This window comes from Pseudomonas sp. SJZ077 (assembly GCF_007993905.1).
Lineage (GTDB): Bacteria > Pseudomonadota > Gammaproteobacteria > Pseudomonadales > Pseudomonadaceae > Aquipseudomonas > Aquipseudomonas mandelii.
Genome location: NZ_VIUJ01000002.1, coordinates 267624 through 284155, shown reverse-complemented (window position 1 = coordinate 284155; position 16532 = coordinate 267624). Strand labels below are relative to the sequence as shown.

The following is a 16532-nucleotide window of genomic DNA, read 5'->3' as shown; positions in this document are numbered from 1 at the left end:
TCCGGTCAGTTAGAAAACAAAAAAACGATCGTAAAAACAATCAACTGACTGGCCTTACTGTTTATGAGCACGCTTGCTTATCGAAGGGATATCGACGGTTTACGCGCAATCGCCGTGATTGCCGTGGTGCTGTTCCATTTTGGCGTTCCAGGGTTTACCGGCGGGTTCGTCGGCGTGGACATCTTCTTTGTGATTTCCGGCTACCTGATCACCTCGATCATCTGGAACCAGCGTCAGGCCGGGCGTTTCAGCTTTGTCGACTTCTGGGCCCGCCGTGCCCGGCGAATCCTCCCCGCGCTGTTTGCCATGATCATTGCCGTGCTGGCGGTGGGCTGGTTTCTGTTAGCGCCCAAGGACTATGAAGAACTGGGGCGCTCGGTGCGTTACCAGGTGATGTTTGTCTCCAACATCCTGTTCATGCGTCAGGACGGCTACTTTGACGTTGCTTCCGACCTCAAGCCGTTGCTGCATACCTGGTCGCTGGCGGTTGAAGAGCAGTTCTATATCGTTTTCCCGCTGTTGCTGACGCTGTTGTCGAGTCGCCTGAAAGCCTGGCGTCTGGCGCTGTTCGCCGTATTGCTGGTGTCTTTCGGGCTCAGTGTCTGGGCCGTTGCGCATCACCCTGAGAAAGCGTTTTTCCTGTTGCCGATGCGCGCCTGGGAGTTGTTGGCCGGCGCCATGCTGGCCGTGGCGCCCAGAAGCCAATGGCGCCTGACCACCGCCGGGGCTCAAGTGGTCAGCCTGGCCGGGTTCGGGTTGATTCTGCTGGCGATAGTGGGTTACGACAAAAGCACGCCATTTCCCGGTGTCGCGGCGTTGTTGCCGACCCTGGGCGTGGTTGCACTGATCTGGGCCAATGGACACCGGCAGACCCTGGTGGGTGGGCTGCTGGCCAGTCGCGTACTGGTCGGCGTCGGGCTGATTTCCTATTCCTGGTACCTGTGGCATTGGCCGGTGTTTGTCTTCGCCAGTTACGCCAGTGTCGAGGAGCCCGGCCCGTTTGATATTGCCGGCTTGATTCTGCTCACCCTGGTGCTGGGCTACTTGTCGTGGAAATTTGTCGAGACGCCGTTCCGTGAACGACGGCTGCTGGCGGGGCGTCGGCAGATGCTGCTGGCGGCGGGCGTCGGTGTACTGGTGCTGGGGCTGGCCGGGCAAACGTTGCGCTGGACCCATGGCTTGCCTTCGCGCCTGTCCGATCAAGCGTTGCAGTACGCCAAGGCGAAGGAATGGCGTCCGGAACTGATGCGCTGTTTGGCCGACGACAAAACCCCTGACGACAAGCTCTTCTGTCACTACGGGGCGCCGGCGTTGTCGTCACGGGTGCTGGTCTGGGGCGACAGTCACGCCACCGCGCTGATTCCGGTATTCGATGAGGGGGCGCAGAAGCATGGCGTCAGCGTGATTCTCGCCAGCTCCACGGGCTGCCTCCCGGTGGAAGGGCTTGAGCACGATCAACGGTGCGCCCGTTTCAATCGCCGGGTCGAGCAGGAGTTGAAGCCGCAGTCGGTGGGCGATGTGGTCCTTGTCGCGCGCTGGAGCCTGTATCTCTATGGTGATGCGAAAGGCGATCTCGGGCATGCACTGAAAGATGCCCATGGTCGTTACGAAAGGGCCAATGCCGAGCAGCAACTGGCGGAAGGGTTGCAGGCGACCATCCGGCAATTGCGCAATGGCGGGCATCGCGTCTGGCTGATCAAGGAAGCGCCGTTGCAACCCTTCAGCCCGCCTTACCGCCTCAGCCGCCTGGCCATGCTGCATCGTCCGACCGATGACGTCGGTTTAGCAGTGGCTGAGCACTTCAAGCGCCAGGCGTTCATCAGTCAACTGTTCGCGCAGATAGCGGCGGCGAACCCCGGCGTGACCGTGGTTGATCCGGCGCCATTGCTGTGCGATCACGCGGGCCTGTGCCGCGCCGAACTCGACGGTCATTCGCTGTATACCGACGACAATCACCTGTCGGAAGTCGGTGCGCGCTTTATCGCGCCGGTGCTTGAGCCGCTGTTCAAGCGCTTGCAAGCCCGCACGACACTGGGCAATGGCAACGCAAATGCGGCCAAGTAAGCAGCGATAAGCTGCCAGCGGGCGGCAGAGCAGGTAGGATGTACGCCTATTTTAGGGGTGCCATCGTCAATGAAATTCAAGGATCTTCGGGATTTCGTGCAGCAGCTTGAGCAGCGCGGAGAGTTGAAACGCATCCAGATCCCCGTCTCTCCAGTGCTGGAGATGACCGAAGTCTGTGATCGCACGCTTCGGGCAAAAGGCCCGGCGCTGCTGTTCGAAAACCCGACCGGCTACGACATTCCGGTGCTCGGCAACCTGTTCGGCACCCCCGAGCGGGTGGCGATGGGCATGGGCGCCGAGGCGGTCAGCGAGCTGCGCGAGATCGGCAAGCTGCTGGCCTTCCTCAAAGAGCCCGAACCGCCGAAGGGCTTGAAAGACGCCTGGTCCAAGCTGCCGATCTTCCGCAAGATCATTGCGATGGCGCCGAAAGTCGTGAAAGACGCGGTGTGCCAGGAAGTGGTCATCGAAGGCGACGACGTCGATCTGGCGATGCTGCCGGTGCAGACCTGCTGGCCCGGCGACGTCGGCCCGCTGATCACCTGGGGCCTGACCGTCACCAAAGGTCCGAACAAAGACCGCCAGAACCTCGGCATCTACCGTCAGCAAGTGATTGGCCGCAACAAGGTCATCATGCGCTGGCTGAGCCACCGGGGCGGCGCGCTGGATTACCGTGAGTGGTGCGAAAAGCATCCCGGCCAGCCGTTCCCGGTCTCCGTGGCCCTGGGCGCTGACCCGGCGACCATCCTTGGCGCCGTGACGCCGGTACCGGACAGCCTCTCCGAATACGCCTTCGCCGGTCTGCTGCGCGGCAACCGCACCGAACTGGTGAAGTGCCGCGGCAACGACCTGCAAGTGCCGGCCACCGCCGAGATCATCCTTGAAGGCGTGATCCATCCGGGCGAGATGGCCGACGAGGGCCCTTACGGCGATCACACTGGCTACTACAACGAAGTCGACAGCTTTCCGGTGTTCACCGTCGAGCGCATTACCCATCGGATCAAACCGATCTACCACAGCACCTACACCGGCCGTCCGCCGGATGAGCCGGCGATTCTCGGCGTGGCGCTGAACGAAGTGTTCGTGCCGATCCTGCAGAAGCAGTTCCCGGAAATCACCGACTTCTACTTGCCGCCGGAAGGTTGCTCGTACCGCATGGCCATCGTGACCATGAAGAAGTCGTATCCGGGCCACGCCAAGCGGGTAATGCTCGGTGTCTGGTCGTTTTTGCGACAGTTCATGTACACCAAGTTCGTTATCGTCACAGACGACGATATCAATGCGCGAGACTGGAACGACGTGATCTGGGCCATCACCACGCGCATGGACCCCAAGCGCGACACGGTGATGATCGACAACACGCCGATCGACTACCTCGACTTCGCCTCGCCGGTCTCCGGGCTGGGTTCGAAGATGGGGCTCGATGCCACGCATAAATGGCCGGGCGAAACCACTCGCGAGTGGGGCCGGGTGATCGTCAAGGACGACGCCGTGACCCAACGGATCGATGCCATCTGGAATCAGTTAGGAATAGATTGATGCGTGTAACCTTGCAGCCTTCCGGAGCAGTGCTAGAGATTCTGCCCGGCGAGCGTATTCTCGATGGCGCGCGGCGCCTGGGCTATGAATGCCCGCAAAGCTGTCGTAACGGCAATTGCCACGTGTGCGCGGCGTTGCTGGTGGAAGGCCGGGTCGAACAGGACGGCGGTGTGCGTGACCATGGCGAGTTCTACACTTGCATAGCAGAGCCGCTGGAAGACTGCATCGTGCTGTGGGATGGCGTGCTCGCGCTGGGAGAACTGCCTGTGCGCAGCTTTTCGTGTCAGGTCATTGAATGCAGGGACGTCGGCGGCGATACCTTTCGCGTGCATCTGCGGGCGCCAGCCGGCAAGCCACCGCGTTATCACGCGGGTCAGTATTTGATGATCGAACGTGAAAACGGCGAGAAATCCGCCTTCTCCCTGGCCTCGGCACCGCATTCCGGCCGCGACCTGGAAATTCATGTGTTGGCGCGCGAAAGCAGTGCGCAGAAGCTGATCGAACAACTGCAACGCAACCCGATGGTGCGGATCGAGATGCCGTTCGGCGATACCCATCTGGCGGAACTGCCGGACGGTCCGCTGGTGCTGATTGCCGCTGGCACCGGCATGGGCCAGATCCACAGCCTGATCGAACATTGCCGGGCCGCGGGTTTTAAACATCCGGTGCATCTGTATTGGGGTGTGCGTCGGCCTGAAGACTTTTATGAAATCGAACATTGGGATGAGTGGCTGAAACTGCCCAATCTGTTCGTGCATAAAGTCGTCAGCGATCAATGCGGCTGGCAGGGGCGTTGCGGCATGTTGCATGAGGCAGTGTGTGAGGACTTTCCTGATCTGAAAGCGCTGCACGTATATGCCAGCGGCTCACCGGCCATGGTCTACGGCACGCTGGATGCGTTGGTTGAAGCGGGGATGGATGCCCATCAAATGCGTGCCGACGTGTTTGCCTACGCGCCACGATCTTGATCCACGGTCTTGATCCGCGATTTTAATCGTTATAACTCCCCATATAGCCGATCGGTATTTATAGTTTTATATAAATGCCGGTAGGTTATATCCAAGCAAGGCAATTATTTAAGAACTGTGCCATGGCACTTAAATTGCCTGAAAACATATGTGCCTTATTGTTACAGCGGTGCGTTCTATTTAGTAATTCTTTATCTGCGGGGAGCTGAACGCTATTCGCCATGAGCGCCATTGAATCTTCATTTTTGAATCTGGCGTACCCTCCGCGGCTCGATCTGGGGCCTCAGCTTACGCACGAACAATTACTCAGCTCGATGCAGTCGACCATGGCTCGACACAAGGGCGGGCCCGTCTGGTTATTCGCTTATGGTTCGCTGATCTGGCGCCCTGAATGTGCGGCGGTGGAGCGAGTGCGCGGCCGAGTGCATGGCTACCATCGCGGGTTATACCTGTGGTCCCACGAACATCGCGGCACGCCGGAAGTCCCTGGTCTGGTCTTTGGCCTGGATCGCGGCGGTTCTTGCAGCGGCTTCGCTTACCGTTTGCCCGAAGAACAACTGGAAGCCTCGCTTTATGCGCTTTGGCAGCGCGAAATGCCGTTCCCGTCTTATCGGCCACACTGGCTCAACTGCCGTCTCGAAGACGGAAGCCAGGTTCAGGCCTTGGGATTTGTGTTGGAGCGGCACTTGCCCAGCTATGCCGGCAACTTGCCGGATCATGTGCTGAGCCATGTGTTCGAGAACGCTTGCGGGCGTTACGGCACCACTCGCGATTATGTCGAGCAGACCGCCAACGCCCTGCGTAGCCACGCCATGCCAGACCGGAATCTGGAGGCGCGGCTCAAGCGCTGCCAATCAAAAACCGATCAGGCGATCGCTTCTTCGCGGGTCTGACTGGCGATTTGCTTGTGCCCCAGCGTTGGCGCCAGGAACGCCATTGCCAGCAAGCAGGCGGCGACCAACAGGATGAAGCCGCCATCCCAGCCGAAGTAGTCCACGGTGTAGCCCATCAGCGCACTGGCCGCGACTGACCCGCCCAAGTAACCGAACAGACCGGTAAAGCCCGCGGCGGTACCGGCGGCCTTTTTCGGTACCAGTTCCAGCGCTTGCAAGCCCACCAGCATCACCGGGCCGTAGATCAGGAAGCCGATCGCGAACAGCGAGATCATGTCGACCATCGGGTTACCCGGCGGATTCAGCCAGTACACGATCGTCGCAACGGTCACCAACGCCATGAACACCATGCCGGTCAGGCCACGGTTGCCACGGAAAACCTTGTCCGACATCCAGCCGCACAGCAACGTGCCCGGAATGCCTGCCCACTCATAGAGGAAATACGCCCACGAACTCTTGTCGAAGTCGAAGTGCTTGACCTCTTTGAGGTAAGTCGGTGCCCAGTCCAGGATGCCGTAGCGCAGCAGGTAGACGAAGACGTTAGCCAGGGCAATGAACCAGAGCATTTTGTTGCGCAGCACGTATTTGACGAAGATTTCCTTGGCGCTGAATTCTTCTTCGTGGCTGGCGTCGTAGCCTTCCGGGTAATCGTTCTTGTACTTCTCGATCGGCGGCAGGCCTGTCGATTGCGGCGTGTCGCGCATCACAATGAACGCAAACACCGCAACCAGCAGCGCCACGGCGGCCGGGACGTAGAACTTGCTGTGCCAGTCGTTGAACCAGCCCATGCCGAGAATCGCCAGCGGGCCGATCAAGCCACCGCCGACGTTATGCGCGGTGTTCCAGATCGACACCACTTGGCCACGTTCTTTCTGCGACCACCAGTGCACCATGGTGCGGCCACTTGGCGGCCAGCCCATGCCTTGCGCCCAGCCGTTGATGAACAACAGGATGAACATCATGGTCACGCTGGACGTCGCCCACGGTGCGAAACCGAAAACGAACATCACCCCGGCGGAGACCACCAGGCCGAAGGGCAGGAAGTAACGCGGGTTGGAGCGGTCGGACACGATGCCCATCAAAAACTTGGACAGGCCGTAGGCGATGGCAATCGCCGACATGGCCACACCCAGTTGACCCTTCGTATAGCCTTGGGCGATCAGATCGGGGAACGCCAGGGTGAAGTTCTTGCGCAGCAGGTAGTAACCCGCATACCCGATGAAAATCCCGGCGAAGATCTGCCAGCGGAGGCGTTTATAGGTGTCGTCTATTTTTTCTTCAGGCAATGGAGCCTGATGTGCGGCAGGACGAAAGAAAGCAAACATTCAAGAGCTCCAGATTTCTTGTTTTGACTGCGGATGCGAATGTTACAGTTTCGTTACCGAAAATAGCACCGGTTCGCATCGACCAAACAGCGGAAATGTGGGCAGTTGCGTGTTCCTTTATGAACATGTCGCACAGGTATAAGTGAAGGGCGTTATGGGAATGGTCCTGGGCGGCGGTTGATGAGGCATTTCAAGCGTCCTGAAAAAGCGGCCCGGACAATCCGGCCCGCTTTTTAAGGTTCAGCGAACCTGTACCACCACTTTCCCGACCGCCTTGCGCTGGCCAAGATCATTGATCGCCTGCGCCGCATTGCTCAGCGGATACACCTGCGAAACCAACGGCCTCAGTTTGCCCTCGGCAAACCAGCCAAATAACTGCTGGAAGTTCGCCGCGTTGTCCTGCGGCTGGCGTTGGGCAAACGAACCCCAGAACACGCCGACTACGGCCGCGCCCTTGAGCAGCGCCAGGTTCACCGGTAGTTCTGGAATGCGTCCGCTGGCGAAACCGACCACCAGCAAGCGGCCATTCCAGGCGATGGCGCGGATGGCCTGGTCGAACAGATCGCCGCCGACCGGGTCGTAAATCACGTCGGCACCCTGGCCGTCGGTCAGGCGTTTGATTTCGTCCTTGAGGCTGGTTTCGCTGTAGTTGATCAGTTCATCGGCGCCGGCTGCCTTGGCCACCGCAAGTTTTTCGGCGCTGCTGGCGGCGGCAATCACGCGGGCGCCCATGGCTTTGCCGATTTCCACGGCGGCCAGGCCAACACCGCCGGAAGCGCCGAGCACCAGCAGGGTTTCACCCGGTTGCAGGTTGGCCCGTTGCTTGAGTGCGTGCACCGAGGTGCCGTAAGTCATGCTGAACGCGGCGGCGGTGTTGAACTCCATCGAGGGCGGGATCGGCAGCACGTTGTAGCCCGGCACGGCGACCTGCTCGGCGAAACTGCCCCAGCCGGTCAGGGCCATGACCCGGTCACCGACCTTGAGGTGGCTGATTTTTTCGCCCACTGCACTGACCACACCGGCCGCTTCGCCACCCGGGGAAAACGGGAAGGGCGGCTTGAACTGGTATTTGCCCTCGATGATCAGCGTGTCCGGGAAATTCACCCCGGCGGCATGCACGTCCAGCAGGATTTCATTCTTCTTCGCGACAGGGCTGGCGACGTCTTCCAGCACCAGCGATTCGGCAGGGCCGAAGGCTTTGCACAGCACGGCTTTCATCAGGGCTATTCCTTTGGGAGTGATGGCCGATAAGTGTAGGTGTGTGAGTCGATGGGTCAACGAGCATGCCCGACCCTGATAGTCAGCCATAAGCTTGTGCTTGAGCGGCGGGTCGTTATGCTAGGCCGCAAACCGGATAAGGAGCGAATTGTGAAAGCGTGGATCATGTTGTTGCTGGCCCTGTCTCTGCCTGTGGCAGCGATGGCCGAAGAAGCCAAAGAAGGTGAAGCTCCGAAGGTCAATTACATCACCCTGAGCCCGCCGTTCGTGGGCAACTATGGGCTGGACGGTACGCCGAAGCTCAAGGTCTACAAGGCCGATGTGGCATTGCGCGTGACCGGTGAGGAGGCGACCAAGGCAGTGAAGGCCAACGAGCCGTTGATCCGCAATCAGTTGGTGGCGTTGTTTGCCCAGCAGACGACCGAAGCGATGAGCAACGTTGAAGCCAAGGAAAAGCTGCGTCAGGAAGCCTTGAAGCAGACTCAGCAAGTGATGAACGATGAGACCGGCAAGCCGATGGTTGAGGATTTGTTGTTCAACAACCTCATCATTCAGTAAGTCTCTCGCTGCCCGGCCCGGCCCGGCCTCTTCGCGAGCAATCCCGCTCCCACAGGACCTGAGCAGAACCCTGTGGGCGCCGGCTTGCCCGCGATTCAGGACGCCAGGCTCTTGCGAAACCGCATCAGCGCCACGCTAAAAAACAGCAGGCCAATGGCGCTCAATGCCAGCAAGTCCGGCCACACCACATTGATCCCCGCGTCGCGAAACAGTATCGCGGCGCTGAGGCTGACGAAGTGGGTCGATGGCGAGCCCTGCATGACCCATTGCAGCCATTGCGGCATGCTGTCGAGCGGCGTACTGCCGCCGGAGAGCAGCAACATCGGGATGATCACCGGAATCGCCAGCAGGCCGAATTGCGGCGTCGAGCGGGCGAGGGTCGCAAGGAATATCCCCAGCGCTGTGCTGGCGAACAGATAAACGGCCGTCACCATCAGGAACAGGGTCATTGAACCGGCCAGCGGCACGCCGAGTGCACCTTTGACGATCACCTCCAGCGAGATCCAGGTGCACAGCACCACCACCAGCATGTTGCTCCAGATTTTCGCCAACATGATTTCAAGCGCCGTGAGGGGCAGCACCAGCAAATGGTCGAGGGTGCCGTGTTCGCGCTCACGCAACAACGCTGTGCCGGTCAGGATGATGGCGAGGATGGTGATGTTGTTGACGATTTGAATCACCGCCAGGAACCAGCCGCCCTCCAGATTGGTATTGAACAGCGCTCGGGTGGTCAGCAGCACGGGGGCTTTGCTCGCTGCATCGCCTTGTTCACTGTAGGTCTGCAGTTCGCGCTGGAAAATCCGTCCGATGTAGCCCGCCCCCATGAAAGCCTGGCTCATGGCCGTGGCGTCGACGTTGACCTGCACGGCTGGCTGGCGGCCAGCCAACAGATCTGCCTGGAAATTGGCCGGAATATTGATGACGAAGGTGAATCGACCGCTGTCCAGCACATCGTCCAGTTGTTCATAGGGCAGCGACACCGACGCCTGGAATTCCGGCGGCTGCAGGGCTTGCGCCAATTGTCGTGACAGGTGGCTGTGATCTTCATCGACCATGGCCACGCTGGCGTTGTGCACGCCAATCACCGAGCCCGCGGCCGGCATGTAGATCGCGACGGTGAAGGCATAGAACAGGAACAGCAGCAACACGCTGTCGTGTCGCAGGCTGGTGAGTTCCTTGAGGCCAAGTCGCAGGATGTGCGCAAGCTTGTGCATCAGGCCTCCTGCTTTTTCAGCATGGCCAGGCTAAGGCCGGTAAACCCCAGGAAGAACCCGAACAGTGCCAGGCATTGCGGCCACAACTGCCGGATATCCAGGGCCTTGGTAAACGTGCCAACGGCAATATCGAGGAAGTAACCCGCCGGGAACAGCATCCCCATGACAGCGGCCGCGCCATCGAGTGACGAGCGCGGCACGATCAAGCCGGAAAACTGAATGGTCGGCAGACTGGTAATGATCATGGTGCCGAGAATGGCGGCAATCTGGGTTCGGGTGAACGCCGAAATCAACAGGCCCATGCTGGTGGTCGCCAGCACGTAGAGCAGCCCGCCGAAGGCCAGGGTCAGGCCGCTGCCCTTGAAAGGCACGCCGAACAGCCAGCGATTCATGGCCGTCAGGACGGCGAGGTTGATCAAGCTGATGGCCAGATATGGCGCTTGTTTACCTAGCAGGAACTCCAGTCGCGTCAGCGGTGTGGCGTAGAAGTTGGTGATCGAACCCAGTTCTTTCTCCCGCACGATGCCCAGCGCCGTCAGCATGGCCGGGATGAACGCCAGGATCAGCGCCATCACCCCGGGACCGATGGCGTTGACGCTGACGACATCCTGGTTGTAGCGGAAGCGGGTTTCCAGTTGGGCTGCCGCTTGCCGGTTCAGAGCGGGGCTGGACTGCTCGGCCAATTGCACCAGGTTGCCCTGGTGTACCGCTTCCACGTAATTGCGGCTGGTTTCGGCGCGAAACGGCATGCCGCCATCGAGCCAGGCCGCGACAGCGGGTTGGCGACCGGCGAACAAGTCCCGGCCGAATCCCGGCGGGATTTCCAGCGCCAGTTTGATTTCCGAGCGCTGTAATCGTCGATGCAATTGCGCCGGATCGCTGATGGGCGGTTGTTCGTCGAAGTAACGGGAGCTGCGGAAAGCCTCCAGATACGCCCGGCTTTGTGGCGTCTGGTCCTGGTCGTAAACCGCGAAGGCGAGTTTTTCCACATCCAGGGAAATGCCGTAGCCGAAAATCACCATCATGAACATCGCCCCGAGCAGGGCAAAGGCCATGCGCACTTTATCGCGCAGCAACTCCTTGCTTTCACGACTCGCCAGTGCCCGCAACCGTCCAAAACTGAAGCGGCTGTCTTGCATCGGGGCGACGGGGGCGAGCGTCGTGTCGATGGGCGTTGGTGGCGCCGCCGTTACGATCGGGCCCTGGGCCTGCTCCAGGCAGGTGACGAACGCCGCCTCCAGTGTCTGGCCCTTGAACTGCAATTGCAGGGCTGCCGGGGTGTCGCAGGCCAGGACCTTGCCGGCGTGCATCAGCGAGATGCGGTCACAGCGCTGGGCTTCGTTCATGAAATGCGTGGAGAGGAAAATCGTCACGCCCTGTTCGCGGGACAATTCGATCAGCAGCCGCCAGAAATCATCCCGTGCGGCCGGGTCGACGCCGGACGTCGGTTCGTCGAGGATCAGCACTTCGGGGCGATGCAGCACTGCCACCGCCAGGGATAAGCGTTGGCGCAGGCCCAGTGGCAGTGCTCCGGACGGCTGATGAGCGACGCTGCCCAGGTTGAAGCGCTGGATCAGCTCATCGATGCGCTGTGCGCTCTCGGCCTTGGGCAAATCGAACAGCCGGGCGTGCAAGTCCAGATTCTGTCGCACGCTGAGCTCGCCATAGAGCGAGAAACTCTGGGACATGAAGCCGACGCGCTTGCGGGTAGCCAAATCCTTGGCATTCACTGGATTGCCCAGCAGCGTGGCGCGGCCTTCGCTGGCCGGGATCAGCCCGGTGAGGACTTTCATGGTGGTGGTTTTGCCGCAGCCATTGGAGCCCAGAAACCCGAAGATCTCGCCGCGGCCGATGGCGAAGCTGACCTTGTCCACCGCCGTGAAATCGCCGAAGCGCAGGGTCAGGTCATGGGCTTCGATGGCGATGTCGGCCGTGGCGTTGGTTCGGGCAGGGATCACCAGCGGCTGGTTGTCACGGCCGCTGTCGCCCTGAAAGTGAGTAAAGGCCTCATCGAGCTTGCCGCTGGGGGTCGCTGCCCCGAGTTCGCTGGTCAAGCCGGCGGCAATCAGTTTGCCGCCATCGAGCATCAGGCAGTGTTCGAATTGCTCGGCCTCTTCCATGTACGCGGTGGCAACCAACAGCGTCAATTGCGGACGTTGACGCCGGACGTCATCAATCAATTCCCAGAAGCGCCGCCGGGACAGCGGATCGACGCCGGTGGTCGGTTCATCGAGGATCAACAGGTCGGGTTCATGAATCAGCGCACAACAGAGGCCGAGCTTCTGTTTCATGCCGCCCGATAACTTGCCCGCCGGGCGCTCGGCAAACCGCTGCAGATCGGTGGCCAGCAACAGACTTTGCATGCGCTGATCGCATTCGGCTCCGGACAGGCCGAACAAAGTGGCGAAGAAGTGAATGTTTTCGCTGATCGACAGCTCGGGATACAGGTTGCCGCCCAGGCCTTGAGGCATGAACGCAATTCGCGAATAGAGGCTGATACGGTGACGCCGGTCCTGGATCGAGCCGCTGAGCACGTCCAGTTGGCCGTCTTGCAGCGTCTTCACACCGGCGATTAATCCCAACAGGCTGGATTTCCCGGCGCCATCCGGACCGATCAAGCCGCACCGGGTGCCGGCGGGCAGGCTGAACGTGATGTCGCTCAGCACCTGCTGTTGGCCGTATCGGTGCTGAAGGCCGGTGGCTTGCAGCGCCAGGCCGGTCATTGAAGATTGGCCGGCCAGCCAATGGGCGCGGTGCGCACGTAGCCGTTACCGGGCATCCCCGGTTTGGCCTGGGGCACGCTGCTGGGTTGGGTCAGGCGCAGCTTGACCCGAAACACCAGTTTCTGACGTTCGTCGCGGGTCTCGACTTCTTTGGGAGTGAATTGCGATTTGGCTGCCACGAAGCTGATTTTCGCCGGCAACGGCTGGCCGGGCAGGGCGTCCAGCAGGATCCGCGCTTCATCACCGACCGCCAGGCGTCCCACTACGGATGTGGCGAGATAGAGGTTCATGTACTGATCGTTCGGATCAATCAGCAACAACACTCGCCCACCGGCACCGAGGACTTCACCGGGTTCGGCCATGCGCAGCTGAATCACCCCGTCAATGGGCGCCCGCAGGCTGCTGTCGTCAATCTCGCTGGTCAGCTGAGCGACTTGTGCCTGCGCCGCGCCAATGGCGGCGCCGACGGCGGACACCTGCGCACGGGCCGCGGTGACGGCCGCGTTGCTCGTTTCGAAGCGAGATTGTTGCTGATCGATGGTCTGGCCACTGGAGAAGCCGCGCTTGAACAATTCCTGAGAACGGCTGAGCTCTTGGTGGGCAAGCCGTTGCTCGCTCTGGCGCAGTTGCACATTGGCCTGGGCGGCATTGAGGTTTTCCCGGGCGCGTATCACTTCGGCTTCGGCCTGGTTGCGCTGGGCTTCGAGGGTCCGGGTGTCCATGCGTGCCAGCAGTTGACCCTTGGTCACCTTGTCGCCTTCATCGACCAGGACTTCGGCCAGCCGGCCGGCTGTTTTGCTGGCGATCTGTACTTCAGTGGCTTCAAGTCGGCCATTACCGACATACAACCCTTCGGGCAGTCGGCTAAGGGTCGACTTCCAATAACCAAAACCCCCAGCGGCCAGTAACACTGCCCCCAGTAAAAAGGCGAAAAAAAGTGAAGAGCGGCGGTGAATCGACATGTCGGCATCCTGCGTCTGTAGCGTCGTAGTCTGACAGGCAAGCGGCGGGGCGACTTGATATCCGTCAACGGGGTGTCACGTCTGACCGATCCAGGCCAGAGCGTCGGGCGGTTCAGCTTGTTTAGCGCAGGCCGAGCACCGCTGTCCATTGCTCGGCGGTAACCGGCATCACCGACAACCTTGAGCCTTTCTGCACCAATGGCATCTCGGCCAACGCCGTCTGCTGCTTCAAGTAATCCAGCTTCAACACCTTGGAAAACGTCTCGACATGCGCAACATCAATCGCGCTCCAGGCGTTTTTCTCTGGCGTGGCCTTTGGATCGTAGTAATGACTGTCCGGCTCCAGCGCCGTTGGGTCCGGATACGCCGCTTGAATAATCTTTCCGATCCCGGCAATCCCGGGCTCCGGGCAGCTGGAGTGATAGAAGAAAAACTCGTCGCCCACCGCCATCGTCCGCAAAAAGTTACGCGCCTGATAGTTGCGAACCCCATCCCAGCGCGCTTTGCCAAGCTTCGCCAGGTCTTTGATCGAGAGTTCATCGGGCTCGGATTTCATCAGCCAATAGGCCATGGTTTTTGCTCCTTGCGAGGTGATTGGGCAAGTTGTCGGGCAATTTTATGACAAACCGACAGTCGGTTGACGCCAGCGTTTGCGTGTCAGTTCACGTTGCCGCAAAATGCCGGCCTTCTAAGCTTGACGCTGCTGCACGGCCTACACCTACAACGGAAACCGCTGCTGTCATCGTGTTGATGTGCCTTTGGGGGGCAATCGATGAAACGCAAACCGGATTTACTATGGATTTTGGTTATTTTGTTCGGCCTCGGCGTCGTGACCACCGGCTATGCCCAAAGCCTGTGGAACAACAAGACTGACGCGCCAATCGAAATCGCACAGCAACAACAGCCGTCGGCCTTCAAGCGCTGAGCCTGTTTTTCGGGCGCCGCTGATTCCAGTGGCGTCTAGCCTGCGAAATACCACGCCTTGTCGGTAACCGTTCCTTGCAACGGCACATCCCAGCTCGCCTGAGCCAATCGTTCTACCTTCTGACATTCATGGGCCAGGCCCAGCAGCGTCGGCTTGCGCCAGTTTTTTCGCCGCGCCAGGTAGGCGAGGCTTCGATCGTAGAAACCGCCGCCCATTCCCAGGCGGCCGCCGACGTCGTCAAATCCCACCAATGGCAACAGCACCAGGTCCAGGGCCCAGACTTTGCGCTGGCGGGCGAGGTTGTGCCGGGGTTCGAGAATACGAAAGCGGTTGGGTTTGAGTTTTTCACCGGGACGAATCCGCTGGAACACCATTTTGGTCCGCGGCCAGGCACTGAGTACCGGTAGATAAGTCGCCTTGCCCCGACGTTGCGCCGCGCGCAGCAACAGGCGCGGGTCGATTTCACCGTCGGTGGGCAGGTAGAGGGAGATGTGTTTGGCCCGGCGAAACAACGGCTGCTGAGCCAATTGCTTGTACAGCCCGCGAGCAGCCTGGCGTTGCTGACTGGGGGTCAGTGCGCGGCGGGCCTTGCGCAGCATGCGTCGAAGTTGCGGGCGGGGCAGCAGCGCAGGTTCGGTCATGGATTCAGGCTTCGACAGGACGGATACGTAAAGCGTACCCGTAAAAAAGCCGATGCCGGTATTTAAACCGGCATCGGACTGGAATCAGGCTCCCCGGATGAACCGCTGCTGACTTAGCCCTTGAACCCGAAAGTTCAAGGTGGAAGATGCAGTAGGCTTTAAGGCTTTCCGTCTAGCGGACATGCACACCAGCCCAACGTGCAGCCTCCAGGGTAGTGCGAATCGGCTCAGGGACGTGGTCAACTGGCAAGCACCCCAGGGAGTGATGCGAGTATACCCCAAGCGGTTTCGTGTTTCAGCCCTTGGTGACGTCCGGATCGGTGGCAAGCACCAGATCGACGCGATCCAGCAGGTCGCGAACCTGCTCGCGAGTCGAGCCACTGGCCTGCACATCCGGGCGTTCTTCCTTGTGCAGAAGATCGTGCGTGATGTTCAGCGCGGCCATCACGGCAATGCGGTCGGCGCCGATGACTTTGCCGCTGCTGCGGATTTCACGCATCTTCCCGTCCAGGTAACGGGCGGCGCTCACCAGGTTGCTGCGCTCTTCCTGGGGGCAGATGATCGAATATTCTTTATCGAGGATCTGCACGGTAACGCTATTGCTTGAACTCATGAGTCTTGCTCCAGGGCCTTGAGGCGCGAAATCATTGATTCGACCTTACGCCGGGCGATTTCGTTCTTTTCAATGAGGTGAGCGCGTTCCTCGCGCCAGGTTTTTTCCTGAGCTAATAGGAGTCCGTTTTGACTCTTAAGTTGCTCGACCCGATTAATTAGCAGTTCGAGTCTGGCCATCAGCGCTTGCAGGTCGGTGTCTTCCATTGTGTCCACTGAATAGTCTGATGGGGGTAACGGGCGGACAGCCTTTAATAGTCTTGGCGAGTCTGTCGATGTAGGATACAAGGCCTTCATTCTAGACATAGCGCCGTCTGGCGCCTAGCTGCCCATGCCCATTCAGAATTCCCCGTACCAAGCCTTCGCCACCCTGCTGACTTCCAGCGGTCATAACGTCTCGCCTGCCGAACTGCACGGCCTGCTGCTCGGCCGCAGCTGCGCCGGTGCCGGTTTCGATGCCGAAGGCTGGCTGGTCGATGCCGCCGAATTGCTCGAAACTGAGCCCCAGGATAATGTCCGCAATGCCTTGATCGGCTTGCAGGAGATGGTCAAGGGCGAGCTCACCGGCGACGACGTCACTGTAGTTCTGCTGCTGCCGACCGATGACGCGCCACTGGCTGACCGTGCCGCGGCACTGGGCCAATGGTGCCAGGGCTTTCTCAGCGGTTTCGGCCTGAACTGCCGTGACAGCAGCATGCTGAGCACCGAAGCCACCGAAGTGTTGCAGGATCTGGCGGCTATTTCCCAGGTGCAAGACGCCCTGGAAGAGTCCGAAGACGGCGAAAGCGACTACATGGAAGTGATGGAATACCTGCGCGTTGCGCCGCTGCTGCTGTTCTCCGAAACCAAAAAAGCGGAAGAGCCGGCTGCGGCCAAGCCGTCGCTGCATTAAT

16 protein-coding genes and 1 other RNA gene are annotated in these 16532 nt (G+C 60.1%); 7 read left to right on the top strand and 10 right to left on the bottom strand.

The annotated features are described in order from the left end of the window. Positions 1-63 precede the first annotated feature (63 nt). The 4 genes from FBY01_RS05025 (at position 64) to FBY01_RS05010 (ending at position 5461) form a co-directional block, all read left to right on the top strand. Entirely contained in the window at positions 64-2064 is a 2001-nt protein-coding gene (locus FBY01_RS05025) for an acyltransferase family protein (RefSeq protein WP_145306615.1), read from the top strand. A gap of 69 nt (positions 2065-2133) precedes the next feature. Then, positions 2134-3600, top strand: a complete 1467-nt coding sequence (gene ubiD / locus FBY01_RS05020; RefSeq protein ID WP_007942423.1) for a 4-hydroxy-3-polyprenylbenzoate decarboxylase — start codon at positions 2134-2136, stop codon at positions 3598-3600. Further along, positions 3600-4568, top strand: a complete 969-nt coding sequence (locus FBY01_RS05015) for a CDP-6-deoxy-delta-3,4-glucoseen reductase (protein ID WP_145306617.1) — start codon at positions 3600-3602, stop codon at positions 4566-4568. The genes ubiD and FBY01_RS05015 overlap by 1 nt, the downstream gene beginning before the upstream one ends. Positions 4569-4789: 221 nt before the next feature. Next, positions 4790-5461, top strand: coding sequence for a gamma-glutamylcyclotransferase (locus FBY01_RS05010; RefSeq protein ID WP_145306619.1), 672 nt, complete (start codon positions 4790-4792; stop codon positions 5459-5461). Here FBY01_RS05010 and glpT read toward each other — a convergent pair. Beyond that, positions 5434-6786, bottom strand: a complete 1353-nt coding sequence (gene glpT, locus FBY01_RS05005) for a glycerol-3-phosphate transporter (RefSeq protein ID WP_145306621.1) — start codon at positions 6784-6786, stop codon at positions 5434-5436. The two genes, FBY01_RS05010 and glpT, sit on opposite strands and share 28 nt — an antisense overlap. A 240-nt stretch (positions 6787-7026) precedes the next feature. Then, a complete protein-coding gene (locus FBY01_RS05000) occupies positions 7027-8004 on the bottom strand; it encodes an NADPH:quinone oxidoreductase family protein (protein WP_145306623.1) in 978 nt (325 codons plus the stop codon). Positions 8005-8154: 150 nt separating this feature from the next. Here FBY01_RS05000 and FBY01_RS04995 point away from each other — a divergent pair, with 150 nt between their 5' ends. Then, positions 8155-8562, top strand: coding sequence for a flagellar basal body-associated protein FliL (locus FBY01_RS04995; protein ID WP_010465012.1), 408 nt, complete (start codon positions 8155-8157; stop codon positions 8560-8562). 95 nt (positions 8563-8657) lie between these two features. Here FBY01_RS04995 and FBY01_RS04990 read toward each other — a convergent pair whose 3' ends face one another. From FBY01_RS04990 to FBY01_RS04975, 4 genes are all read right to left on the bottom strand, one after another. After that, a complete protein-coding gene (locus FBY01_RS04990) occupies positions 8658-9776 on the bottom strand; it encodes an ABC transporter permease (protein WP_145306625.1) in 1119 nt (372 codons plus the stop codon). Further along, a complete protein-coding gene (gene rbbA, locus FBY01_RS04985) occupies positions 9776-12499 on the bottom strand; it encodes a ribosome-associated ATPase/putative transporter RbbA (protein ID WP_145306627.1) in 2724 nt (907 codons plus the stop codon). Before rbbA ends, FBY01_RS04990 begins: the two co-directional genes overlap by 1 nt. After that, positions 12496-13461, bottom strand: coding sequence for an HlyD family secretion protein (locus FBY01_RS04980; RefSeq protein WP_077747167.1), 966 nt, complete (start codon positions 13459-13461; stop codon positions 12496-12498). Before FBY01_RS04980 ends, rbbA begins: the two co-directional genes overlap by 4 nt. 121 nt (positions 13462-13582) lie before the next feature. Beyond that, positions 13583-14032 (bottom strand): EVE domain-containing protein, encoded by a 450-nt coding sequence (locus FBY01_RS04975; protein ID WP_145306629.1) that lies wholly within the window; start codon positions 14030-14032, stop codon positions 13583-13585. A 201-nt stretch (positions 14033-14233) separates the two neighbouring features. On the opposite strand from FBY01_RS04975, the gene FBY01_RS04970 reads away from it, so the two are divergent. Then, the gene (locus tag FBY01_RS04970; protein WP_007942433.1) at positions 14234-14386 is read left to right on the top strand and encodes a hypothetical protein; all 153 of its coding nucleotides are present in this window, start codon (positions 14234-14236) and stop codon (positions 14384-14386) included. Positions 14387-14421: 35 nt separating this feature from the next. Here FBY01_RS04970 and FBY01_RS04965 read toward each other — a convergent pair whose 3' ends face one another. The 4 genes from FBY01_RS04965 to FBY01_RS04950 all read right to left on the bottom strand — a co-directional run bounded on the left by FBY01_RS04965 (position 14422) and on the right by FBY01_RS04950 (position 15846). Then, positions 14422-15027, bottom strand: a complete 606-nt coding sequence (locus FBY01_RS04965; RefSeq protein WP_010465002.1) for a 5-formyltetrahydrofolate cyclo-ligase — start codon at positions 15025-15027, stop codon at positions 14422-14424. An 86-nt stretch (positions 15028-15113) separates the two neighbouring features. Beyond that, positions 15114-15292: non-coding RNA, 6S RNA (gene ssrS, locus FBY01_RS04960), on the bottom strand. Between the two features lie 30 nt (positions 15293-15322). Continuing rightward, positions 15323-15640: a cell division protein ZapA gene (locus FBY01_RS04955; protein WP_007942435.1), complete on the bottom strand. Its 318-nt coding sequence runs from the start codon at positions 15638-15640 to the stop codon at positions 15323-15325. Beyond that, positions 15637-15846: a TIGR02449 family protein gene (locus tag FBY01_RS04950; protein ID WP_003213954.1), complete on the bottom strand. Its 210-nt coding sequence runs from the start codon at positions 15844-15846 to the stop codon at positions 15637-15639. The genes FBY01_RS04955 and FBY01_RS04950 overlap by 4 nt, the downstream gene beginning before the upstream one ends. 124 nt (positions 15847-15970) lie before the next feature. Between FBY01_RS04950 and FBY01_RS04945 the strand changes: the two genes are divergently transcribed. Continuing rightward, on the top strand, positions 15971-16531 hold the full coding sequence (locus FBY01_RS04945; protein ID WP_010464994.1) for a YecA family protein: 561 nt from the start codon (positions 15971-15973) through the stop codon (positions 16529-16531). Position 16532: the final 1 nt, after the last annotated feature.